Consider the following 22,787-nt stretch of genomic DNA (forward strand, 5'->3'; position numbering starts at 1 on the left):
GCTGGGGCGCTTCGCTAGGGACTCTAGCTCATCCTGTTCTGACGCGCTCAAAGTAATCGCTGGAGCAGAAAGACGGGGCATCATCGGAATCTCAGAGACGGTTCTAAAGGGTAACGCCATTTCTGCCATGCGGTACTAGTACTGAAGCAGGAATACCCACTTCAAGCTGCATGAGTAACTTCTCCACATCATCTGGATCAGGTCCCTGGCCAAGCAGAAGTATTTCAGCAATCTCAGAAGCTGCAACGAGGTGGAATCGAGCAAAGTCTGCGAAAGATCGAATGTCACCGGCTCCAACATTACAATAAGGATTCATTGTAAAGATATTTTCAATCTCGCTAATAGGCGATCCCCCTATCCACTTCTGTAATACTGCAACTCGCTTACAGCGGGCATAGTAAGCCATAGTGTCACGAGCACCAAACCGGAGAGCACGAACAACCTCACTTCCATAAATTTGGGCTGCATAATTAGGCCAAACAGACTCTTTCTTGCCCCTTTTAAATAAAGGGGTATAAGAATCATCGAATTCGGACAATGCATGAATAATTGCTAAAAGTTTCTTGGCAGTCAGCGCTTCCTTTTGCCAGTTTTGAAGAATTTCAACCAATCGCATAGCTGACTGTAGTTTGAGATTGGATCGACCACATGCCTGACCTAGAAGAGACAGGCGAACTACCCCCATCTCTTCTTCCACTAGGCCAAGGTCAATCATACGACTAAGCAGTGCTCCAAGATGGGTACGCATTTGTGGCTCCCAACTCGGAGAATTGCGTGTTTCAAGGTAGCCAGCGTAAGTGTTAGATAAAAGAGTGACAACATCATCTTTAGGAACTTCTCTAACTTGGGCAAGAAGACGAAGAATCCAAGTATCTATCTCCTGTTGTTTAAAAGAGGAAAGAAAAGGTTCTGGTTGACCACAGACATATTTATTGAATAGCAGCTTTCGTTGAGTGCTGTTATCAGTTACAAGAATACTTTTACCCTGTTCTGAAAAGCCCAACCTACCTGCACGACCAGCCATATTTTTATACTCTGCAACAGAGTAATCTTTTGGATTAGAACCAGGAAAGGAGGTTTCAACAATTATGACAGTCTCGGCTGGTGTATTGATGCCTGCAGCCACGGTTGATGTAGCCGCCATGACACAAATTCCTCCTTTCTGACTGCGAAATGTTTGCTCAACAACGAGACGCTCTTCCCGAGAGAGATCGCTAGTATGAAAAGCCGTTCCACCCGAGAGTGCACTACGCAATGCTTGAGAAGTTGTGGAGAGGTCTTGACCAGGCAATGCTTCACGCGCCGTATTTGCCGCTTGTAGTCCTAGATCATTTGCAAGATAACTTGCACAACCACGTGCAGCGCCTCGGTTGTTTCGGAATATCAGGATCTGCTCTTGTTTTGCTACGAGCTTTTTGACAAGGGGAACGATGACATCTTGAGATCCAGGCTTAGCCTTCCTCTGGATAATTTCGAGGGGTTGTAGCATCTGTTCAGATTGCTCTTGACCATTAACATCAATGAACTGATACACTCCGCTTCGATCCATAACACCTTCTACAAGAGGCACTGGCCGTTTGTCCGTTATTAAGGTCTGGCAGCCAAGCCATTCGTTAAAGTGATTAACGTCACCTATTACTGCAGATAAAACAACAATTTGCGGTTCAATTCCTCTTTCCCTAGCCGTCAGCAGATTAGTCAGCAGCAGCTCAACTGTAATACCGCGTGTAGAGTCAGTAACAAATTGAGCCTCGTCTAGAACAACGAGACCAATTTTTGTGAGAAGTTCTGGCATCGAAACAGACAATCCAAGGAACATCTCGTACGTAAGGAGAGCAATATCATATTGCCCTTTCGCAAAAGGCTCGGTCTGATCCGCGTAGTCTCCTGTACACCTAATTACTCGCAAGCCAAGTCCTTTGCCATACAGTTCCTCAAACTCCTCAAACTTTTCATTTGTTAGGGCCTTGAAGGGAAAAAGAAAGACGGCTTTGCGATGATCTGCGATTGCTCGTGCGGCTGCAAGCTCTCCAATAAATGTCTTGCCAGAGGTCGTAGGTGCGACAACAAGTAGCGACTTGCCATCCATCACACGATAGTCGTTTACCGCCGATAGCTGTAAGTTATTGAGCTCTGAAAAACGGTTTTGCCATGCCTTGAGAATTGAATCAGGTACAAGAAAAGCTGATAGATCAGACACAGAGGAACCAATTCTAATACCAGTGGTATCAGGGAATGCACCCATATAGATAGGACCCTTCTGAAGAGGTGGTAACTCGATACCACCTTCAATCATTCCAGCCCAGACAGGAATTTGTTCGTGGCCAGTCCGGGAAGCTTCAGCACGAACCTGCCGGATAACCTCATCCATCATGACTCCAATATCAGTCCAATTCGGACTCTCTTGAAGCACACGAAGCATAGCAGCAGTAAAGAGGCCATGCTGCCCAAGCTCCAGTGCCTCCTGGTCATCTCTAGCAGCTGCAAGAACGACACGTCCAGCTCCGCCAAGGTCCTCAATGTGGCTTACTACACCTCTGGAAACAGGAACCTCTGCCAGGACACGTGCAGGAGCTCCGCCGCTAAAACAGCAATCAAGGATGACAACCGTCGCTCGAGCTCTCGTGCTTCTAAGCCGATCTGTAAGCTCCTGCATATCAATTGTTGTCTGATCAATTTGGTCAAGATCAACATCATGAGGCACGAGTTGATGACGCGGCGTTCCATGTCCTGCAAAGAAAACGATAACTGTATCCTCTTTGCCAGCATCACCAAGGGACTCATCAAGAGCTTGACGGATTCCTCTTGCTGTTGCTTCATCATCCAGAAGCCTCTTATCTGAAATACCCTGGACCGAGTCCTTAAATAAAGCCCAAAGCGCTATAGCGTCCTTGGTGGCGGCTGAAAGCTCATTAACACGGGGATCACTATGCTTATTGATTCCGATAAATACAGCTTTGAGAACCACTAATATTTACCTTGCTTGAAGAGGTTTAAAAAACTGACTTTATTTTAATCGCTATCAACAAACTACTTGACAGCCTCAAAAGACGGGTGTTTCTGAAATATAAGCCTATCTCAACTTCTTGACAGTGCAAGAGAAAGTAGCGTTCTCCACCCGAAATCAAGCACTGAGTGCCCTGTTCGTCTCATACCGACCGAGCAAATACGAAAAGTCGAGATTGTTAGGGAACAATTCACGATCAAAAACCCTAAATTATTCCCTAACAACTCTGACAGCACGTATAAGGCTGTAATAGTGGGGTCCAACGTTATTGAGGTTCCTGTTTAATCACGCCAATTTTGGTATCAATGGCAAGGGCACTCTCACCGTTGCCCTTTTTCTCTTATGAGTAGCTTCCGATGCGCTAGCGCGATGAGGATGTAGCAACCTCGGCCTCGTTTCAAGTGTTCGTTCCAAGTTTGCTGAGGTTGCCTCGCTACGTCAACTCCATCACTTCACGAGGAGAAACCCATGTTTACAACTCTTTCTAAGCCCTACGAGATCGCAGGGCAAATCGTTTCAGAATTTGCGATCGCCACCTACAAAACGCTGACCTCCCAGCAGGCCCAGCGTGTCTACCGTGACGCTTGGACTATCACCCGCGTCATTGTTCAAGTTACGGCTCTGGCGCTTTATGCAGCCGGACTCTACACGATTATCGCTGGCCGCAAGTTTCGCGCTTACTACGAAGCGGAATGGGCAGCCGATGTTGAGCGATTCCTCTCCTATCCTGACCGCTGCCTGACTAAAGAGGCAGCATCCGAACCTGTCGCTGCAACGACCGAACCAGTGACCGAACTGATCGCCACCGATGCTGAAGCAGCCCAAGCAGCGATTCCCGATGCTGTTCAGGCAATTCTCAACAGCAATGTCAAAACGACCCAGAAGTTGCGAGCGATCGCCACCCATTTCGACATCCGTTGGCGTAACGCTCACGGGGAAGGGCGGCACCTACTCAACGCCGAAATTCGAGACGCCCTGAGCGATCGTCCTGAAATCTTGGCGGCTCTGTAATCTATCAGTTCTTCTACCCTACTGTCGCGACTAGGGTAGCTGGGAACAGACCCCCCATTCTGGAGTAAGCGAAGCGCTGGAGACATCAGCTTCCCTGAGCAGGCGTATGCTTGCCTCGCTTTCCAGTTTGGGGCGGGCAGACAATCAAGAGCAAGTGATATGGCAATACCAGTGGTAGTTCTAGCACCGTCCAGCCAATCCAGAGCAGGTTCACGATACCGTGATGCAGCCCCCGCTCATTCTTCAGGCATGAGTCTTTCTTCAAAGTCTGGGGTTTCATCATCAACTCCTTTGATGCCCAACCAAATCTCAATTCGTTCCAAACGGGCATCAACCATCCCACCCTGCAACTGCATGACCCTCATTGCCTGCTGAAAACCACTGCCACGAAACACGACATACATCATTCCAGCGACGAATACTGAGCCCATACCAAACCAGAACAGGGCAGCTTTCCAGTTGGCGAGGTCAGTCCAGATCGAAGTTTCTTTTTTTGACTGGCCGGGAGCGATCATGCCCTTCTGCATCTGGCGTAAGGTTTGCTTCACGCCTTCCTGCATCTGCTGGTTGGCTGTTTTGACCTCCGCGATCGCTTGTAAGACTTCCTGTGTTTTCCACGGACTCATCGATGATTTTGGCGTCGAACCATCGCTTAAGTTCGGCGCTGCTTTCAAGAAATTGAGCAAAGGCTGCTCGACCCTGCTCAATGTCATCTCGGACATCATTAAGTAGTTGTTGAATTTCGCCAAGTGTTCGGTGAGTTGCATGTAGCTGCCGCTCACCTCTTGGGTCGCTTGGGTCTTGAAGTGAAGGAGTTGGGCCAGCTCCTCCGTCACCGTCCGCCAGTGCGCCATGTCCGTTTGGTGATTCCTCTCGCATTGATTGACATACTCCGTGAGTTCTCGAATTTGCCGTTCCACACTAATTTGCAGCCGATCAACGGTCTGTCCCACATCCCCAATGGCACGTGTAAGCGAGTCTTCTGGCGGCGAGAGTACTCTTTGTGAGGTGCCCCGACCGGGAGCCTTCCGGTCGGCACCATTCATAGCATCGTTGCTCATGCTGCCTCCGTTGCTCTGGCAATGGGTTGCCCCTCAGCCTGGGGCTTTGGTAGCCCTAGATAGGAAGCCGCATAGTCCAACTCAGCTACCCCTCGCCGCAGGAACGACTGAGTGATGAGCCGATGCCCAACTGTCAACTTGGCGACATCAAAGAAATTAGTGCTGGGATGCATCTGCTGAAAAGTGAGTCGATCTAAAGCAGGCATGGCAATCTCGATGCCCTTCAGCGACTCAAACAACTTATAAGCTTCCGATTGCTCCCAAATCGCAAAACTACTCTCATCTGAACTGCTGCCGTCTTCCCAAAACTGATTCCGGACAGCCACATAGTCAGCGCGATCGCCGCAGAAGGCCATGACATCTTGAAAGGAGTGAACTGAGGGGGCACCAATATCTAAAACACAGACAAAGGTGAAGCGATACGGCATCTCCTTATCTTCACTCAGGTCCAGCAGGTTAAAGTGTTCCATGCGATCGCGGGTCTGGTGCCCGCTGGCCGCTGGCATATCAATCAGGGCCACATCGGGCTTCTTCTTCTCCAGCATTTCCAGCAGCTTGTGAGAGCCTTCAATTTCCAGAAGATTGCCCGTGTAGACCTGATATTTTTGCTGGGCGTGATAGTTAGCCAGCTCTGGGTTTTCGGTATCTGAGTCGAACCCAATTACCTTGACTCCGGCCTCGACCAGGGCGTAGTAAAGCAACCGGGCGAATAAAGTCTTACCCGTCCCGCCCTTGCCAGGGACCAGCATAACGGCATGTTTTTGTTGGGTTGGGTTGGCCATGAGTTGAATCCTCAAAGAGTTTTACAGTTTTCATATCCCGTCGTCGTTTTGGGATTCGTAACCTTCTTAAAACGGTCACGAAAGCGATTGGGGTGAAGGTCTTCAGTCGATGCTGCCTGCTGGGTTTCAGAGGAAGCTGGTGTGGATGGTTTATCAGTAACAGGCGCGATCACGGGCTCTGAGTTCGGCCCTACGGCGGGCGATCGCGCCACAGGTTCTGGCGCTGGGATAGGTGCTGGTGTTACGGCTGGGGCTACAGACGGTACAGTCTGGGCCGGAGCTGTAGCCGGAACATTAGATGTTCGGGAAGACGTGGAGGTAGAGCGAGATTTCAGCTTGAAAGGTGCAGCGGTAGAGTCTGATCGCGTCTTTTTTCGGGTGAGTTGGTAGTAGTAATAACGAACTGTATTTCCAGTGAGGCGAAGTTCTACCCCAAGTGACTCCTGCACAATATCCCTGACGATTGTGGCGATAGTCTCCCAAGACATTTTCTTTTTTTTGGCCTTACGGATGGCTGGAAGACACTGCCTAACAGCCTCTATCGCCGAAATCTCCAGTTCTGCATCTTCAGGTAGGCTGTCAGCCTTCTCACTAAATAGTCTGCGTAAATCAACATCACTCATGAGCTAACCCTCAGCCTGCATAAATTGCTGACTACTAACCTGCTTCTACACCTGGATGAATACCTGCGAATATCCCTACCTTCCTGTTTCACAATCAGCCTGTCAGTTGCCCTGACAAAAGACCTCACGGCAGACCTGATGAATCTATCTGTCAGTGGTTCTGAATAAACGCATGTATCGAGACCTGACGCACTTGCTGCTAATTTTCCTGACAGATATCTTCACCACTGTGATGCCTTAGAACCTGACAATATGCCTCGCCCAAAATCTGACTTTTCTTCTGATTATTCACCGGCCCCGTCTCCTCACTCACTGCCTGGAAAACGGCCTGACGATATCTCTTCCTCCTGAACTGCTGGATTACCTGGCAGTCAACCTGCTCTTCTCCCTGCCAGCACAATTTCTATTTGACCTGGCAAATTTCCTTACCACAGGACTGCTCATAAACCTGACGATGGGGCTGCTGCGAAACATGACACCTCACCTACCTGCTGACCTGACCTGAAGCTGACAAAATCTCTGCTGTTTCTCCTAACTGCGCTCCTCACCAGTGACCTGCGCGGCGTCCTGACGTTTCCCCTGCTCAGTGAGCTGACTATTCCATTGCAATTTCCGCGATGGCAAGATGTGGCAGTTGTCGATCGTGGTCGTTCTTCACTCGGCGATGATCGCGATCGCTTTGACCACCAGGATGCTGACGGTAGTAACTGGCCGGTTGAATCGTTGTTTGTGCTTGCATACCGTTTCTCCGTGAGAGTGACCCAACAGCGATCGCGGTTTCTGGTCTGCGCCATCTGCAACTAACAACGCTTCAAAACCATCAGTACAATGCGATCGCTGTTGGCTTTGGTTGGCATCGTATCGGGCAGATATCCCTCAGATATCTCCAATCCCTTTTTTCTCGTAAAAAAATGTCGCGTTTCGGATACAAACTGTTGCTGTTTAAGAAGGTCTGTGAAACGAGTAGCCAAGTCAGAGCAGATCGGCTAGAAGAAAACTATCTGCAACTTCAAAACGCTCCTTCGACTCATCAGCACTTCCCTGGTTTGCGCGATCGCCCCCGATGGGTAGGTCGCGTTTTGTCTTTTTTACAAGCTTTTGAGGTGACTAAGGTGGCTCTGACAGGTAAAAGAAACCCACGAGTAACCGTAAGCTTTACCCCTGAAGAATTGGGGCTGATCAGCGGTCGCTGCGGGAATCAGATCTCGGCTTATCTAAAAGCGTTGGCGCTAGATGATATTGGCAGCGATGACACAACTTGTCGTCAGTTTTATGCGTTGGGGATGACTTTGAATGAAGCGTTATCGGTCGTCATTGATATCGCCAAAGATTCTAAAGGCCAGGTGCCCGACAAACTGGTCAATCAACTATCTACTTTACGCGAGGCCATGAAAGCTATGCAGCGGCAAGCTGTTATGGAGCAATACATGGACATTCCTGAAATCCTGCGGCAGCTCCATGATGCTGTAGGAGGAAATCGGTTAGCCCAAAAGGAACAGGAAGGGTTTCTTTAGCGATGCTCGTCAAGGTGACTAAAGGCAGTGATGCTTATGGCCTCTGTGCCTATGTACTCAACCCTGAGAAGCAGCCGCGATCACAGCAGTCCTCGACTGAAGAAGATGCAGTTCTGGCTTCTAATATGTTGGGTCAAACCGTAGAGGAACTAGCGCGAGAACTGGAATGGAGCGCTGAGGCTTCAAGGCGTAAACCCGTCCAGAAAATTGTGGCTCACTACTCAGTTAGTCTGACACCTGGAGAGCGGCTGACTCCTCAGCAGATGGGTACGGTATCGCGGCAACTACTCATGGAGATGGGTCATGAACGCTGTTCCTACTTCGCGGTGCAGCATCATGACCAGGAGCATAAACGCGGGGTGCAGCATTGGCATATCGTTACAGCCACGGTCAACACCACCAATGAATGGGTTAATGACAGTTTCAGTCATCTGCGGCTCCGACAGGTGGAACGATCTCTAGAGCGACAGTTTGGCTTGGTGGCCTGTCCTGCAAGGCCAGTCGCTGAGCAGAGAAATCTCACCACCGGCGAGGCCAGACGGAAGGAGCGCACGGGTGAAGTCCTGCCCAAAGAAAAACTCTGGGCAACAATCGACGCAGCCACAGCAGATAAGCCCACAATGGCGCTGCTGGTCACAAGGCTGAAGGCCCAGGATATCGAAATACGCCTCCGGCTCACGGGCGATCGCTACACAGGGATCAGCTTTGGAGTCGATGACTCTGCCTTTGCTGGAAGGCGATTAGGACGTGCCTACTCCTTTGAGGGTCTTCAGCAATATCGTTCGATTTATTACGACACGGCTCAAGACAGCACCTTGCAGCAGGTGGCGAATGCCAGTCCTGCTAAGTGTCAGCAAAAGCTGGCAGACTACGAGGAGTACCAACGAACGCTACGAGAGCTGTATGAACAGTACGCCCAGTCAGCTATCAGTGAACCAGGGCCAAGACGCGATCGCGCAGTTGCGATCGGGGCGATCACCGCAGGGTATTCCGAACAAGAGACCATAGAAATTGTTCGGCAGGGCGACACGGCTCAGGCAGTGAGAGAAGAATTTGGGCAACGTGAGGAACTGGACTACTCTCAGCAAACTGTTCAAACCCAGATAGAGCTTTGGCAGCAGCAGGTTGAGCAATATCGCCTAGCCCAAGTCGAAGCTCAGGAAAAGCAAGAGCGTCAGCAGTTGCGGTTTAAAGGTCAGCAATTTCATATCTTGTGACTATCTCCACTAATTCGAATTTTGTCAGTATTAAGCTGAAATTCAACCAGCACACTGTTCTTTCTCTTCCCTGGTACTTCACAAGCATTCAGCAAAAACCCTTTTTCTTTTAGCTCTTCGACCGTTCGCCAGAAGATAGCGCTATTTCGGGATGTATTACTCCCAAACAAATCCAAATTTTTAAATAAATGGCGTCTCGATATGGTTAGATATTGACCATCTTTTGGAGAATCCCACTTTAGTCGACTAGCTAAATATATTAATAGCTTCGTCCCATAGTTATGGTTGGCGCTACCTCCAACTCGCTGTTGCATGTCAATATTGCCAAAAAGCACGTAATCACCACCATCTGGTGTTGGTGTTTGAAAGAATTCCAAATTCACCACGTATTCGTCTGCTGACCCGTAGGTATAGTCAGCTGCTTTGTCTGTATCAAAATCACGCTGCACATTGTCAACTTTAAATTTTTGAATACGCAGAATATTTTTGATAGTGACCTCAGCTACGACGCCATTAGCGGTCTCAGTTTCTTCAGCATAAACCAGCTCAGTTCTATGTAATGCCATTAGATCGCAATGAAGCTGAGATCTGATGTTTGCATGAAAGCCACCATCTTTAGTGCGGCTGTAGCCCATAACTTCTAACAGATCGTTCGAGCGAAATTTAGCTACAGGCCCAGTCTCACAAACCGAGGCCGCTCTATAAAGATAAAGAACCAGTTCCACCTGTCGCGGATTTAGAAAGGTAAGCAGTGTTGCTGTTAACCGCCGAACCCGCATATCCTCAATTTTTTCTAAGCCTTTAATGCCTTTGCTTAAGTAAGCTTCTAGGTCGATATTGTCATACTGCTTCTTAAGTTCTTGCCATGCTTCTCTAGAAAGATCTTCCAAGGGGATCCGACGCGTTAGCCCAACCTCACTTATCTCTTCTGGATCCGCATCGACCCTCATCTCTAAATAATAACCGCCTGCATCTGCACGGAGAATGGGCAGGTTAACATCAGGATTACGAAAGGAAGCGCCTGCACGAGGCAAGAGCCGAACAAGCTGACTATCAACTGCGAATAAATCAAGTTGCGCGCTTGAGTTGCCCATAACAAATGCTTTCCACAGCTTCGGTTAATGAGCCTCATAATAAAGGCGTTCTTTCAAAATAGAAAAGCCCTATCAATTTAGCGTACGTTTTTTAGTCAGTCTCCTATCAATTTAGCGTCAGGAATTGCCTATCATTTTGCCGTATGCGGTGAGTCGGTGCCTATCAATTTAGCGTCAGGAATTGCCTATCATTTTGCCGTATGCAGTGAGTCGGTGCCTATCAATTTAGCCTCAGGAATTGCCTATCATTTTGCCGTATGCAGTGAATACTCCGAACAGCTCGTTTGTCTCTGGAAAGAGGTCTTAGCCAGTCTCCTATCAATTTAGCGTCAGGAATTGCCTATCATTTTGCCGTATGCGGTGAGTCGGTGCCTATCAATTTAGCGTCAGGAATTGCCTATCATTTTGCCGTATGCAGTGAGTCGGTGCCTATCAATTTAGCGTCAGGAATTGCCTATCATTTTACCGTATTCCTTGCCTATCACTTTGCCGTATTAAGAATTTTAAGCGGTTGAATCCCTTGTACTCCAGTGCTAACCTCTGCCTATCAAAACAGATGAACTGATGCCTATGGTTCAAAAGCTATCTTGAGCAATCAGGGTGGTTTTTACTGCGATTGCTCAAGGCAAACGGCTTACGAAAGTCCAAAAGCAAAGACCCCAGCTCACCGTCCAAAGTTCGCGTAGGGCCTTTACTTAATTACACAGTCCACAAATGTGGACAATTTTATCGTGTCTATTCATACTAGCAACTCCAGGCTTGATTTACTAGAGCAGCTTGAGCCTGCTTACAACAACGGTTTAGGAGGTGTGCCATCTTAGCAACGGGCACTACCTCTTTCGCTTATGTAGAGGAGAAAGAAACCTTTCTTGCTCTATTTCCGCATCGCTATGATTTTATTTATGCACCTCATCCTGACCCTGGAGATCGCCCTCAATGGCAAACAGAGAGCCGTTATCCTCTCAGCGATCGCCTGATTCAACAAGGGGCTTACCTTTACGGAGTGCGTTTTGGCACAGAGACTCAGTACTGCCTGCTAGATATCGATATTAGAAGTGCGTATCATCCTAAACAAGATCCGTTAGCCATCGAGCGAATCGCGGACGCCTTGGAACCTCTGGGTCTTGTTAGCTATGTAGCCTGCACGTCCAGCTATTCGCAAGGGCTGCACCTCTACTTCCCATTTGAGACTTCTCAGAACTCTTGGCAGCTTTCAGCAGTGGTCACAACCCTGCTGGAAAATCAGGGTTTCAAGTGCCAACCCGGTCAGCTAGAAGTGTTTCCTAACCCTAAGCTTTATGTGGTTGATGGCACACCGAATCTCTTCAACGCCCATCGGTTGCCCCTGCAAGCGGGTTCCTATTTACTTAATGATCAGTTAGAGCCCATTAGCAGTCATCCAGAAACGTTTGTCCGTCAGTGGCAGTGGTGCCAGCAACGCAACTCGATTGACTCAGAGACTATCGACCAGCTACTTCAGCAGCAGCGTCGCCATCGTCATCGGGTATCGCAACGAGCCGATAAATTTCTCAATGATCTCAACGCTGAAGTTGAGGTGGGCTGGACGGGGAAAGGGCAAACGAATCGTCTGCTAGGCCGCATTACGATGCGGGCTTACGTGTTTCATCACATCATTCATGGTGGCCTGCCCCTAAGCGGGGATGCCCTGATTGAAGCGATTGTTTCCACCGCTCAATCTTTGCCGGGGTATCGAGAGTGGTGTGGGCATCAACATGAAATTCATCAGCGAGCCGCTGAATGGGCTAGATGTGTTGAGAACAGTCAATATTTTCCCTACGGCACCCCACGCGGCAAATATAAGTCCAAGCAAGATGTTAAGGATAGCGCAGCGGTCGAAACGACTTGGAATGAACAGCGATCGCAAACGGCACAAAGCAAAATCCAGGCGGCGATGTTGGATTTGTACAACACTGGCAACCTCCCTCAAACTACAACGGCACGTTTCCAAAAACTTTTGGGGTATGGCATTGGCGGGAGCACACTCTATAAGTACAAACCCCTCTGGCACCCAGACCTGTGGAAAACCCCCCAGACCCCCCAACCTTTAAATGGGGCGGCAGCGTTGGCAACGGCTGCGCCAGCCAACGCTGCTCACCCTACAAGCTTATTACCTGACGATGCTCGTAATCCTTTGCCGGACAAGGGTTTGACCCACCTTGAGGAGGCTGCTGCGGCATCGGAGGTGCGTAATGAAGATGCACTGGGAAGCTGGCGAAAGGTCTTTTTAGACCTTAAAACACGACAAGCGCAGCAAAAACGTCAGGCGCGATCGCAAAAAGAGGCTTACCGGCAGTCCAGAGCGCGACAAGATCGCCAGAGTTACCGAGAAAAGATGATGGAGTATCTGCAATCGGGAGATCCGATCTTGATTCGAGAGGCCGAGCAGTGGCTCTATCGCGAGAACGTCAATGAGCAAAACCTGGAGCCGCTTTAATGACCGCCCGCGAACATCTTTCGAGTTAAGCGCAGACTCCCTCATGAATTTGCAAGAAGTAGAGCAACTTGACGAGTTCGTGATCGTTCAGTTCGCGCAAAGAAGATCGCCCCTCGAAGCGAGGCTGCAAAAACTCACGCAAATCCTCGATTCGCCACTTAAGCTGCTGAATTTTTCTTTGGGTGAGTGAATAGCACTCGTCAAATGGGATATCAGGAGGTGGGCTGAGGCTAGACGGTGCCAGTTCAAGCTGTGGAAAACCGTCAAAATCCCCCCGCGCCCCCCTGGATTGAATATTTTTTTCTTCCGAGCCCACCTCATTTTGAGAACAACACTTCATGTCCCCCCTCTTGGTGTGTAACACTGCCTGTTCATCAGGGTTTTGTGGATCGGGATCGCTTTCGCGGGGACTTAAATCTGTTGTCTGCTCTTCTGTTACAGGCGCTTTATCCGGGTGCCAGAGATCTGCATTCTTGTAAACCGTCTTTAAGCTGCTGCCTGCAAGCTCAGCAATGCGGTAAGCAAGATTGCGAATCGTGGTGAAGGGTTCGCTGTCTTTGATCTGCTGGATTGCCTCAGCGATGCGACAACGGGCGTTTTCGGCTTTAACGGTGTTGTTGCCCCCTGGGGGTGGTGTGGGTTTCTCCCTGGTGCCGTAGGGCCAGTAGAGCTTAGGGACTGAACGAGACCACTCTCTAGCGCGTTTGTGGATTTCGTGCTGATGGCCGCAATACTCGTAGTAGCCGGGAGCACGGGTAGCAACATCAACGATGTAATTCACCAGGTCTGACCCACTTAGGCCCTCAAAAACGTGCCCCCGCTCCGCGATCGCCTTAATTAATTGGTTAGTCTGTCCTGGCCCGGTCCAGCCTTGGGCGATCTCATCGTCAAGATCTGCTTTCCATGCGGTCGCTTCCCGCGAAAGTTTTCGCCTTCGAGATGCCTGCTTCCGCGCCTCTCTTCCGTGTGGCAGTGCTGCCCGCAGCATCTCCATATCTTGCCCCTGTGTGGCCCAATCCCAGGTTGTGAAAAAGTCGGAGAGGCGATCGCCGATTGGATTGAGGTCATCGTCAAGCAGGCAGGAGCCAGACTGCGGTTGGAGAGGGAGCCGATGGCCGTTGTACTCAATGAACTTATCGACGCCGTAGGTTTTGGTGTTTGGGAAAATTTCGAGGTGGCCCTTCTCAATCTCGAATCCTTGGGCAATCAAGCATTGTTCGATAACGCAGGCCAGGTCAAAGGTGGGCACCTCTTCAGCCAAGGGAATATAGAGATGAAGCCCGCCGCTAAAGCTGGAGCGGATAGGCAGGGTTCGAGTAATGCCGATCGTTTCTAGCGCAAAGGTGATTTCTGTGACGGCATCAGCGTTGCAGTAGCGCCCTAATTTGTCGAGGTCAATCAGTGCGTATTGAGTCGTATGGCCAAATCGGACGCCAACTAGCTTGTGAGGGTCTAACCAGTCGCGCCATAGCGATCGCGGGCGCAACTCGTAGTTCAGCGTGCGCCAACGAGCCGGGGAAATGTTAGGAGACTCCAATGCTTCCCACAGATAATTTCCAAACATATGGAGGAACCGCTGCCCGTCTCCAGATTTGGGCAAGAGCGGGGTATCCTCGCTGCTTAAGCGAGACATATTTCCAATCTCAAAGTCTATAGATGAAGGGAATGGACTTTGAGGTGATCGCTGCAATCCTGCAAAAAACTGTGTCGCAAAATCAGCATAGCTGCTACCATAACAGCAACTAAGCTTTGAGCGATCAACTCAGCTTGTGTTCCGGAAGTAAGAGGCGGCGAACCTATCACTTCTAGATCTTCTTTGAAGCCTTCAGTGTTACAGCACTGGAGGCTTTTAAGCGTTCTTGGGCATAACTACCTCCCAGCGCACTACCTGCAAATTTGCAACCGTTAATCTTTAGTGAACAGGATAGCGCTGATCGCCTTTAAAGAGATCAGAGATTTATGTGGCCTGGAGGTGCGATTCTTGAAAGTATGCAAACTTTCTGAAATATGGAACAGTTATTGATTGAGTGAAAAAAGTCTGTATGTTATAGAAACCGCCCCCATACCGGATGTCGCCGAAATGAGTAACCCGGAGAGTGGAGACGCCTCTCCTACCAAGCCGCGCACTACCGTTCAGGCTGCTCTGCAAATTACAATTGAAGACTGTATCCCCAACGCCCGAGAGTTTTCCAGAGGGTCGGGCGTTCCATCGCCTACCCTTTCTGAATTTAAGAACAATAAGAGAAGTATCAACCTAACTACACTTCAGTTGATTCTGGATGCCCTAGATGCAGAGCAATATGCATATTTTCTAGAAGTGCTAATCAAAGGAGATATGTTGCTTAGTAAAAGAATAGTTGATTGGGCTGAAGATTCAAATGTTCGATCTGCTGATCCAATCACACTGAAGCGCTCATTTCATGCCCTCGTTGCCAGTTACTGCTCGCAATGTAATCGTGAGGAACAACTTGAGTTGCTTGCCGTCATTCATAGAGCCTCGGTACAAAATGCCAGACTTTTAGGCGAAAGCGATTAGATATCTCTGTTTAGTTGGTATCGCCATTTTGTCAATGCTTTCGATAGCAAATGCTATCAATTTATGGTGGGTACAGTTGTATGTGCAGCATTGATATACTTGCTATAAGATCAGCATCTTTCAAATTTGTAACCTCTAAACGAGGCCAAACGCATGAGCAATGGTTCTGACCAGCAAAGGCTGAGTGAAAGTTCAGTTAGAGCCTCTTTATCAGATCCCGCACGATACGTTTGGGATGAGTTTTGGAAGCTTTCACAGCGTGACCAAGACCTTTTAATGGCTAGAATGCTGGCTCAAATTCCTATGACGATGGTGGTTGGAGGGCAAGGTCAGGGTGGAGAGCTGACCGTCTATCCTCGCAGCGATGTGACTGGCATCCTGGGCGATCTAGTGCAGCGTCAAACCAAATCTTGACCATTTGCCGTTCAACCGCTGCTCATTGGAATGTCTGCTTGTTTCCGGTGCTCAAGCATCCTGGCTTTTATGGCCTTGCTGACGTGCATCAATCATGACCCCGAATACTTCAAGGTACTCGCTCTGTGAGCACTCCCTCAGATAGGTTTTAAGACTTTGGAGAAGCTGACTGCGATTTGACAAAGCTATAGGCAACACATGATCTTCTCCAGAATCTAAAAGTGAATAGAAGAAGCTTCTGGCATCCATTGGCAAACAGTCAATTATTTTTTGAAACTTCTTGCTTCCCATATCATTCTTTCCGTCTAGATAACGGGAAATCATACTTTCAGAAACGCCGCTTTCTTCAGCAATATCTTTTCGGTTAATGCGGAACTCCGAAAAAGTTTCGTTCAGCGCGTCATGAAGACCTAATTCTGCAGGCATGATGGAAACACCTAAATGTTAATTTTATTTGGAATTTGCCAAAAATATCCGGATCCTTCCAGGGAGGAAATAAAAAAATATAGTGTCTTTATTATTACGAGTACCCTATGAAATAGTCATAAGCCGAAAGCTTTTACCTGTAAGTTTTTTGTAGGGATTTCCGATTTAGATACACAGTGAAGCAAGTAAAAGGATTGTATAATTCGATAGCAGTAGTCCGCAAGCTCTGTTTTTCTGAATGCCTGATCGGGTTGCTTGGGCTTGATGTTTGCGCTGGGCTCTGGGTCAAACTGAAACCGTGAAACACCCAATCGTCATGAGCAACCAGCGCAGCATTCCGCCAAAGCTGTGCAAAGTGTTTGTCCATGACTTGAGCGGTGCGGCAAAAGTTACAGTTAGCAGCGTAAAGCCTGCGGCAAACTGAATGCCGTCGATACCTCCCTTCAGAGCCAGCAGGCCCAGGCAACCAAACGCGATCGCGCAACCGATTTCGATTAAACGCCTGACGCGCTCAAAAATTGACATCAGGGCAACCTAGAATTTTTCTCTATCATCGCTGATTTCGTCGGTGACCTCATGGGATATCCCCCAAATATCAAAAAAGATGAGGGAGATATCTGAGAGATATCTGCCTGATACGTTGCTGGAAAGATCCTTAAAAGGAGGATGTATGTGCTCTAGTCAACACTCGGGCGACTTACAGCTTGACCAGCTTGAGGTCGTTCTATGCAAAGCTTTCGAGGATATTGGTTTAGGGACATTGCAGCCTCCCCCGGATGATTCTGCCCCCGCTCTGATTCAAGAATTGCAGGCAAATGCCTCAGAGCTAATTGAGATCTGCCAGGTCTTGTCAGAGCGCTCTCTCAATGCAGCTCAGCTTCAATCACTGACCACTTTGGAACTGGCGATTCTGACATTGGAGCAGAGAGTTCAGAATTTTGTGTCGCTAATTTAGGACTAGAGCCATGCAACTCTCTTCATGTAAAGGCAGAGCCATCATTCGAGATAGCTGGTTCGACACGCTCTGGATCGGTGGTCCCGGAATATTGTTATTTCTCACGCTGCGATCGCTTTTTCCCATTGACGTAGTGCCCACCGCCTCAATGGAGCCAACGATTAATGTTGGGGATCGGGTATTCGTAAATAAGCTTCACTACGCCAGGGGCGGGACACCTCAACGGGGTGAAATTGTGCAGTTTGACTCAAATTTTCGCAATGGTCTGGGCGATCGCGAACCCGTAAAGTTCATCAAGCGAGTCGTAGCCATTCCGGGGGATACGGTTGCGATTGAGGCTGGTCAACTCGTTGTGAATGGAGATGCTGTCAAAGAAGACTATGTCACCCTTGCAACCAAAGACTATGCTGAAATACACGTGCCTGCTGAGCATTATTTTGTGCTGGGCGATAATCGTGATGAATCCTACGACTCGCGGTTCCTGGGGGTGATCGCGGAAGCGCAGATTCAGGGTCGGGTCAGCCACACTTTTTCGTGGAGTACATTGCTGACATTTCCCAGCCGCCTTCATACGGACGTTCATTAATTGGTGGGCTGCCCCAACTAAGGGCCAGCTCACTGGGCAGATGTAGGGCATCGAAAAAATAGTACCCGCCTCCATCCTGAGTGTGGATGAACGGGTGCTTGTAGCCTGCTGCGATTTGCCATTGGCACTGCTGCGCGCTCAATGTCGTCAGGCACTCTGCAATAATTTTCCGGATCTTGTACATGGCTTTGTCGATCGCCCGATCGCTGATTTCAGTTGAGTTTTCTCTAGCAATCCGCCGCATCAGTGTTGTGCGACTCCAAATCCCGCGCGGGGACTGAATCAATAATTTCAAAATAGAAAACTGAACGGGACTGACTCGGAAATGGCCAAGAAGTGTGCCATTAGTGTTTTTGAGATGACAATCTTGGGTTGCTGTATTGAGTAATAAATGTGGTGATATTAAAGTATTTTTGCCAATGCCAATTCGCCGATCCAAAGCGTTGACTTGCGAGAAGAAAAAATCGCAGTCAACCGGTTTCTGGAAAACCAAGTCAAAGCCAAGGTCAAGATAAATTCGTGAATGTTTGACATCGATTTGACGAGGAATAAGGCCAATCAGAATTGGATAATACCCTGCTGTAATGGGGCACGTGTACAGCCTTTCGAGTTGCGAAAAGAAGGGCGGTAGGGCCAAACAAGTTTCGGTGTCCAGCAATGCCATATCGGGCTTGTCTCTAGCGATGGTTGAGACCGAATCAGCCGGAGAACAACAGTTTACTTCGGCTCTATACAATTCAAAAACTTCTTGCAAAGACGTGATCAGCTTTTCATCCTGACCAATAAGAAGGATCCGCATACAAATAAAGCCCAAATTTGTTTTCGCGTTCCTTTAAAGATTGCATAAATGCAAGATTCTGAGTGTTATCGCCATCCCTCTTTTAGCTTGTCTTTATAATCTTTACGCAACTTCTTGTTTATTGTTGTTTGTTTGCAGTAAGGCTTTGATTCTTTACCAAAAAGAGGGGCGTGGGGACAACTGAGAGATATCTGCCCAGTATGTTGTTCCTCGTGGGTGAGCCGCTTGGAGTGGCAAGCCGCCTAGTCAAGAATTTTTAGGTAATTGATATGACTCACATCACTCTGACGACTGAACAACATGCCTTGGCGCGCCAGCTCTCTGATCGCTTGGTTTCTGATCTCCGTGGCAATCAGCATCATTCTGCTTCGACGGCAGCGACTACGACCATATTCAGGGCCGCCTGGATTCAAAGCCTGCGAGACAATAAGTTCTTGCACAAGTTGAGCCATCTGCTGCCTTATTGTGCAATGGGTGGAGCAGCAGCGGTGTATTTAGCGGCAAACGCGCCTGTGTTGGTGATTGGCGTCGGCCTGCTAGCTGCTGTGAAGCTAATTGTAGGTCGCGCTAAAAAGAATAATCCGGTGATTCAATGCATGTTTGCCAAGATTGGCCACCGCAAATACATGCGGATGATCGCTGCGCTCTTATTCGGTGGGACGTTATGGGGTGCTCTGAACGGCAATGCTTACGCCCAGTTTTTTGGCGGAGCAGAGGAATTCTTCACGACGACGTTTGGCGATGCGGCAGGTGAAACTATCCCCATCGTGTTTGGGGTACTCCGCGCATTATTCCTTCTATACATTGGCGTGTCTTTGATTCGGGTGATTAACGCCAGTAGAAATGACGATGATTGGCAGCAGCTCGCCAAGGCCCCCTTGATCGTCGTGGTGGCGGTCGTGGTTGCAGACGTATTAACGACCCTGGTGGTGGGTGCTTAAAAGAGGCCCGCGTAATTCTAGCTGTCGGACTGGCCTTTCTAGCCTGACAGCCTCGTTTTTACAGAAGGTTCAATGATGGCGACACGGAATCCAGATGAATTCATCCAGGTGAATGGAGCCTTAAACCTGAAACCTAGCTTTGGTCCCATTCCGGCAGACCAGCTTATTCCCTGGTCGGTGATCACCTTGGCAAATATTGTTGTTGCCAATCGCATTCTGGGTCTGAGTTGGATCATTACCATCCTGAGTATCGGGTGGGGGATTGCGACCTGGTGGATCGTCACAGGGAGTGATGCGAGTCGATTCCTGTCGAAATTTCATCACCCTCCCCTCTGGTTATACGGCCACCTGCCTCACAGTAGTCCGCTAGAACCGCCGCTAAAGCTTGATCCCGACAAAATCGCTAAGGCTGCCAAAAAAGCTGACCGTAAGCAACGACGGCACAAGCGATCGCGCCGCAACCCACGACAAAAGCGCATCAATGCCTGATTCCATTGTTTTGGAAAAAAGTTATGAGCCGAAAAGACGCGAAACTTGGAAAGCGCCAGGTTTCTCTGTTTACTAAAGGGAAGCAGAAAAGCCATACAGTGCAGGCGTTTGAAGACTACTGTGCCCTTCGCGGTTTCATTCGCTTTCAAATGAAGGGGCGCGACGTTGGAGCGGCTTTGCTGACTCATAAGGGCCTTTACCGCCTAGTTTTCGGGTTTAGCTGTCAGGGTCTTCATGATGTCCTGCGATCTGAGCAGGTGCTGCCGACGTTGGAGAAACTGGAGTCGGGCCTCAAAGAGCTGTTTTCCGGCAGTATGTTGACGTTTCATCTGTCCAGTTTTGCGGACGACTCAGATCGGCAAACAGAGCTAGACCAGGTGATTTCTGGTGCTGCTTCTCCAGAGCTAAAGCTCATCATGATGAGCGAAAAGAAGCGAGTCAAAGAATTGGCTCGCTCAGGGATACGGCGAGTCAAACAACTCAATATCTATTGCAGCGTGACGATTGGTGGCGATGATCCGACCGATGTGGACTCTGATCTGATCGAAAAAATACTGGCGAAGCTGTTGGGTTCCTGGGAGCGCTTTAAAGGCAATGGCGATTCGTTGGAGCAAAGCCGCTTCGAAGAGATTTTCCGTAATGCATTCGAGCGCTACCTCATCTACGAGTCTTTGCTCGATGTAAAAATGGGGCTCGATGTCGCGCCGCTCTCGATCGCTGATCTCTGGCGCAACGTTTATCGCGTCTTCAATGTCTCCGCGCCCCCTAATGTTCCTAACCCGATGGTCTTCGATGGTAGGCGGATCACAGAAACTATCACCACCGACTTGGACATCAAGAGTTTGCTGGTGCAGGGAGAGATGGGAGAGTCCCGTGTTCCAGAAGCTGATCGGACGTGGGTAAAGGTTAAAGACCGCTATGTGGGCGTCCTAACGGCTACCAGTAAGCCTGCCGGATTTGCGGATATGCGATCGCAGCTCCGCTATCTGTGGAATGTGCTCTGTCGGCCTCATGTCATTGATACCGAAATCATTTGCCAGGTCACAACGGCGAATGCGGCGTTGGTTAAAACGCAGATGCAGCGGTTGATTAAGCAGAGCAATAATGCGGCTCTCAGTGCGGCAGATCATCGGTCGATCGATGTGTCCGCTTCCATCCGCACCCAAAAATCAGTAGAGGCCGCTGCTCAGATTATCGAGGGAGCGATTCCGGTCAAGGTGGCGACCGTCTTTCTGGTGCATCGTCAGTCCCGCGTCAAGCTGGATGAGGCTTGCCGTCAATTGTCGGAGTGCTTCATCCAACCGGCGAAGGTGGTGCGTGAGAAGGAACTCGCTTGGCAATATTGGTTGCAATGCCATCCCTTGCTGGCCTGGGAGAAGTTGCTGGGGTCGCCCTATAACCGACAGGCGACCTATCTATCGAATGAAGCTCCAGGGCTCATGCCGCTGACGATGACCCGGCAGCTTAGCAGCCAGGGATTTGAACTGATTGCGGACGAGGGTGGCAGTCCGATTCGTCTGGACTTTATTAATGAGCATCGAAACATTGCCTGTTTCGGCACCACCCGTTCCGGTAAATCAGTAGCGATTTCCGGGATGATGTCGATGTTTCTGGCGCACGGCTATCCCATCGTGTGCCTGGACTATCCCAAGCCGGATGGCACCTCCACCTTTACCGACTACGCCAAGTTTTTGGAGCCCAATGCCGCTTATTTCGATATCGGTAGAGAAAGCAACAACCTTATGGAAATGCCCAACCTTTCGGGGCTTTCGAGTGAAGAGCGACAAGAGCGTTTTCAGGACTACAAGGCATTTCTAGAGTCGGCTCTGGTGACGATGGTGTTGCCTAGCACTGATGGGCAGTTACTGTTAGAGCAAACCATCCGCAGCCTCCTGGGGCGGGCCTTGACCATCTATTTCAAAGACCCGGACATCCAGGCTCGATATCAGGCGGCAGAGCGGGTGGGATATGGGTTTCCCGCCTGGAATAACACGCCAACGCTCCATGACTTTATCCGGTTCTGTACGCCTCAAGTTTTAGACGTTGAGAACAAGGCCAGTGCCGATATCGAGTCTGCACTCGGCCACATTATCTTGCAGTTGGAATATTGGTTGAATTCTCGAATCGGACGGGCGATCGCGCGACCGAGTTCGTTCCCGACCGATGCTCAGCTTCTGGTCTTTGCGCTCCGCAACTTGAGCAATGAGAATGAGGCGGCGATTCTTTCCTTGTCGGCTTACTCTGCGGCTCTACGTCGGGCACTCGCGTCCCCAAAGAGTATCTTCTTTATCGACGAGTCCCCCATTCTGTTTGAGTATCCCGTTATTTCTCAGCTCATTGGGCGGCTCTGCGCCAACGGTGCGAAGGCCGGTATTCGAGTCATCCTTTCTGCTCAAGACCCAGACACGATTATGAATTCTGTATCCGGCGCGAAAGTGATGCAGAACATGAGCATCAAGCTGATCGGGCGGATTCAGTCGGTGGCGGTCGATTCATTTGTGAAATTGCTCAACTATGAGCGCACGATTATCGCGAGAAACGCCTCAGAAGCCTTTTATCCCAAACGTTCGGGCTTGTATTCCAACTGGCTAGTGGATATCGACGGACACAGCATCTATGCCCGTTACTATCCCGGTTCCGTGCAGATTGCGATCGTCGCCAATAACCCGGATGAGCAATATGTGCGGACATTGAAGCTGGGGCACAGGCAGGGCGACAAACTTAGGGCGGCCTACGAATTTGCCGAGGATTATGTTCAGGCGATTCAAAACGGTTCTGGGCTGCAAGGGTTGGTCGAGAGATATCAGCAGGAATATGACCCAATACGTGCTGCAAGCCCAGTGGTAGAAGGCATCAAAGTCAGCGCATAGGAGAAGT

The 22,787-nt window shown here is 49.4% G+C and carries 21 protein-coding genes; 12 read left to right on the forward strand and 9 right to left on the reverse strand.

Annotated elements, in window-relative coordinates:
• Positions 1-103: 103 nt before the first annotated feature.
• On the reverse strand, positions 104-2,968 hold the full coding sequence (locus PN498_RS27025) for a DEAD/DEAH box helicase (RefSeq protein WP_272066572.1): 2,865 nt from the start codon (positions 2,966-2,968) through the stop codon (positions 104-106).
• Between the two features lie 507 nt (positions 2,969-3,475).
• On the opposite strand from PN498_RS27025, the gene PN498_RS27030 reads away from it, so the two are divergent.
• On the forward strand, positions 3,476-4,018 hold the full coding sequence (locus tag PN498_RS27030) for a hypothetical protein (protein ID WP_272066573.1): 543 nt from the start codon (positions 3,476-3,478) through the stop codon (positions 4,016-4,018).
• A 236-nt stretch (positions 4,019-4,254) separates the two neighbouring features.
• On the opposite strand, the gene PN498_RS27035 is transcribed toward PN498_RS27030, so the two are convergent.
• Positions 4,255-5,079 carry a hypothetical protein gene (locus tag PN498_RS27035; protein WP_272066574.1) on the reverse strand — a complete coding sequence of 275 codons (825 nt, stop codon included), beginning with the start codon at positions 5,077-5,079 and terminating at the stop codon, positions 4,255-4,257.
• Positions 5,076-5,861, reverse strand: coding sequence for an ATP-binding protein (locus PN498_RS27040; RefSeq protein ID WP_272066575.1), 786 nt, complete (start codon positions 5,859-5,861; stop codon positions 5,076-5,078). The genes PN498_RS27035 and PN498_RS27040 overlap by 4 nt, the downstream gene beginning before the upstream one ends.
• A 141-nt stretch (positions 5,862-6,002) precedes the next feature.
• Between PN498_RS27040 and PN498_RS27045 the strand changes: the two genes are divergently transcribed.
• Positions 6,003-6,251: a hypothetical protein gene (locus PN498_RS27045; RefSeq protein WP_272066576.1), complete on the forward strand. Its 249-nt coding sequence runs from the start codon at positions 6,003-6,005 to the stop codon at positions 6,249-6,251.
• An 828-nt stretch (positions 6,252-7,079) separates the two neighbouring features.
• On the opposite strand, the gene PN498_RS27050 is transcribed toward PN498_RS27045, so the two are convergent.
• Positions 7,080-7,223, reverse strand: a complete 144-nt coding sequence (locus tag PN498_RS27050; protein WP_272066577.1) for a hypothetical protein — start codon at positions 7,221-7,223, stop codon at positions 7,080-7,082.
• Positions 7,224-7,395: 172 nt separating this feature from the next.
• Here PN498_RS27050 and PN498_RS27055 point away from each other — a divergent pair, with 172 nt between their 5' ends.
• Positions 7,396-7,998 (forward strand): hypothetical protein, encoded by a 603-nt coding sequence (locus PN498_RS27055; RefSeq protein ID WP_272066578.1) that lies wholly within the window; start codon positions 7,396-7,398, stop codon positions 7,996-7,998.
• A gap of 2 nt (positions 7,999-8,000) precedes the next feature.
• Positions 8,001-9,215, forward strand: a complete 1,215-nt coding sequence (locus PN498_RS27060) for a relaxase/mobilization nuclease domain-containing protein (RefSeq protein WP_272066579.1) — start codon at positions 8,001-8,003, stop codon at positions 9,213-9,215.
• On the opposite strand, the gene PN498_RS27065 is transcribed toward PN498_RS27060, so the two are convergent.
• The gene (locus PN498_RS27065; RefSeq protein ID WP_272066580.1) at positions 9,203-10,309 is read right to left on the reverse strand and encodes a hypothetical protein; all 1,107 of its coding nucleotides are present in this window, start codon (positions 10,307-10,309) and stop codon (positions 9,203-9,205) included. The genes PN498_RS27060 and PN498_RS27065 overlap by 13 nt on opposite strands.
• A 1,003-nt stretch (positions 10,310-11,312) precedes the next feature.
• On the opposite strand from PN498_RS27065, the gene PN498_RS27070 reads away from it, so the two are divergent.
• The gene (locus tag PN498_RS27070) at positions 11,313-12,764 is read left to right on the forward strand and encodes a hypothetical protein (RefSeq protein WP_272066581.1); all 1,452 of its coding nucleotides are present in this window, start codon (positions 11,313-11,315) and stop codon (positions 12,762-12,764) included.
• Between the two features lie 25 nt (positions 12,765-12,789).
• On the opposite strand, the gene PN498_RS27075 is transcribed toward PN498_RS27070, so the two are convergent.
• On the reverse strand, positions 12,790-14,397 hold the full coding sequence (locus tag PN498_RS27075) for a hypothetical protein (protein WP_272066582.1): 1,608 nt from the start codon (positions 14,395-14,397) through the stop codon (positions 12,790-12,792).
• Between the two features lie 390 nt (positions 14,398-14,787).
• On the opposite strand from PN498_RS27075, the gene PN498_RS27080 reads away from it, so the two are divergent.
• Together PN498_RS27080 and PN498_RS27085 are read left to right on the forward strand one after the other, a co-directional pair.
• On the forward strand, positions 14,788-15,300 hold the full coding sequence (locus PN498_RS27080; protein WP_272066583.1) for a helix-turn-helix domain-containing protein: 513 nt from the start codon (positions 14,788-14,790) through the stop codon (positions 15,298-15,300).
• Between the two features lie 153 nt (positions 15,301-15,453).
• Complete coding sequence (locus tag PN498_RS27085; RefSeq protein ID WP_272066584.1) at positions 15,454-15,714, forward strand: hypothetical protein; 261 nt, start codon at positions 15,454-15,456, stop codon at positions 15,712-15,714.
• 51 nt (positions 15,715-15,765) lie between these two features.
• Here the strand turns inward: PN498_RS27085 and PN498_RS27090 are convergent, their stop codons facing one another.
• Complete coding sequence (locus PN498_RS27090; protein WP_272066585.1) at positions 15,766-16,140, reverse strand: helix-turn-helix domain-containing protein; 375 nt, start codon at positions 16,138-16,140, stop codon at positions 15,766-15,768.
• 285 nt (positions 16,141-16,425) lie between these two features.
• Positions 16,426-16,665, reverse strand: a complete 240-nt coding sequence (locus PN498_RS27095; RefSeq protein ID WP_272066586.1) for a hypothetical protein — start codon at positions 16,663-16,665, stop codon at positions 16,426-16,428.
• Between the two features lie 145 nt (positions 16,666-16,810).
• Here PN498_RS27095 and PN498_RS27100 point away from each other — a divergent pair, with 145 nt between their 5' ends.
• On the forward strand, positions 16,811-17,095 hold the full coding sequence (locus tag PN498_RS27100) for a hypothetical protein (RefSeq protein WP_272066587.1): 285 nt from the start codon (positions 16,811-16,813) through the stop codon (positions 17,093-17,095).
• 10 nt (positions 17,096-17,105) lie between these two features.
• Entirely contained in the window at positions 17,106-17,681 is a 576-nt protein-coding gene (lepB, locus tag PN498_RS27105) for a signal peptidase I (protein WP_272066588.1), read from the forward strand.
• Here lepB and PN498_RS27110 read toward each other — a convergent pair.
• Complete coding sequence (locus PN498_RS27110; protein ID WP_272066589.1) at positions 17,614-18,480, reverse strand: winged helix-turn-helix domain-containing protein; 867 nt, start codon at positions 18,478-18,480, stop codon at positions 17,614-17,616. The two genes, lepB and PN498_RS27110, sit on opposite strands and share 68 nt — an antisense overlap.
• A 269-nt stretch (positions 18,481-18,749) precedes the next feature.
• Between PN498_RS27110 and PN498_RS27115 the strand changes: the two genes are divergently transcribed.
• The 3 genes from PN498_RS27115 (at position 18,750) to PN498_RS27125 (ending at position 22,780) form a co-directional block, all read left to right on the forward strand.
• The gene (locus PN498_RS27115; RefSeq protein WP_272066590.1) at positions 18,750-19,421 is read left to right on the forward strand and encodes a hypothetical protein; all 672 of its coding nucleotides are present in this window, start codon (positions 18,750-18,752) and stop codon (positions 19,419-19,421) included.
• A gap of 72 nt (positions 19,422-19,493) precedes the next feature.
• Positions 19,494-19,910 (forward strand): hypothetical protein, encoded by a 417-nt coding sequence (locus PN498_RS27120; RefSeq protein ID WP_272066591.1) that lies wholly within the window; start codon positions 19,494-19,496, stop codon positions 19,908-19,910.
• Between the two features lie 23 nt (positions 19,911-19,933).
• On the forward strand, positions 19,934-22,780 hold the full coding sequence (locus PN498_RS27125) for a hypothetical protein (RefSeq protein WP_272066592.1): 2,847 nt from the start codon (positions 19,934-19,936) through the stop codon (positions 22,778-22,780).
• The last annotated feature ends 7 nt before the right edge of the window (positions 22,781-22,787 follow it).

The organism is Oscillatoria sp. CS-180, assembly GCF_028330965.1.
GTDB lineage: Bacteria > Cyanobacteriota > Cyanobacteriia > Phormidesmidales > Phormidesmidaceae > Halomicronema.

Bases quoted from the DNA above. Each gene is read 5' to 3' on its own strand.
- PN498_RS27065 (WP_272066580.1), bottom strand. From the start codon at position 10,309: ATGGGCAACTCAAGCGCGCAACTTGATTTATTCGCAGTTGATAGTCAG.
- PN498_RS27085 (WP_272066584.1), top strand. From the start codon at position 15,454: ATGAGCAATGGTTCTGACCAGCAAAGGCTGAGTGAAAGTTCAGTTAGA.
- PN498_RS27110 (WP_272066589.1), bottom strand. From the start codon at position 18,480: ATGCGGATCCTTCTTATTGGTCAGGATGAAAAGCTGATCACGTCTTTG.
- PN498_RS27125 (WP_272066592.1), top strand. From the start codon at position 19,934: ATGAGCCGAAAAGACGCGAAACTTGGAAAGCGCCAGGTTTCTCTGTTT.
- PN498_RS27055 (WP_272066578.1), top strand. From the start codon at position 7,396: ATGTCGCGTTTCGGATACAAACTGTTGCTGTTTAAGAAGGTCTGTGAA.
- lepB (WP_272066588.1), top strand. From the start codon at position 17,106: ATGCAACTCTCTTCATGTAAAGGCAGAGCCATCATTCGAGATAGCTGG.
- PN498_RS27095 (WP_272066586.1), bottom strand. From the start codon at position 16,665: ATGTCAATTTTTGAGCGCGTCAGGCGTTTAATCGAAATCGGTTGCGCG.
- PN498_RS27050 (WP_272066577.1), bottom strand. From the start codon at position 7,223: ATGCAAGCACAAACAACGATTCAACCGGCCAGTTACTACCGTCAGCAT.
- PN498_RS27120 (WP_272066591.1), top strand. From the start codon at position 19,494: ATGATGGCGACACGGAATCCAGATGAATTCATCCAGGTGAATGGAGCC.
- PN498_RS27035 (WP_272066574.1), bottom strand. From the start codon at position 5,079: ATGAGCAACGATGCTATGAATGGTGCCGACCGGAAGGCTCCCGGTCGG.
- PN498_RS27090 (WP_272066585.1), bottom strand. From the start codon at position 16,140: ATGCCTGCAGAATTAGGTCTTCATGACGCGCTGAACGAAACTTTTTCG.
- PN498_RS27115 (WP_272066590.1), top strand. From the start codon at position 18,750: ATGACTCACATCACTCTGACGACTGAACAACATGCCTTGGCGCGCCAG.
- PN498_RS27060 (WP_272066579.1), top strand. From the start codon at position 8,001: ATGCTCGTCAAGGTGACTAAAGGCAGTGATGCTTATGGCCTCTGTGCC.
- PN498_RS27075 (WP_272066582.1), bottom strand. From the start codon at position 14,397: ATGTCTCGCTTAAGCAGCGAGGATACCCCGCTCTTGCCCAAATCTGGA.
- PN498_RS27030 (WP_272066573.1), top strand. From the start codon at position 3,476: ATGTTTACAACTCTTTCTAAGCCCTACGAGATCGCAGGGCAAATCGTT.
- PN498_RS27040 (WP_272066575.1), bottom strand. From the start codon at position 5,861: ATGGCCAACCCAACCCAACAAAAACATGCCGTTATGCTGGTCCCTGGC.
- PN498_RS27100 (WP_272066587.1), top strand. From the start codon at position 16,811: ATGTGCTCTAGTCAACACTCGGGCGACTTACAGCTTGACCAGCTTGAG.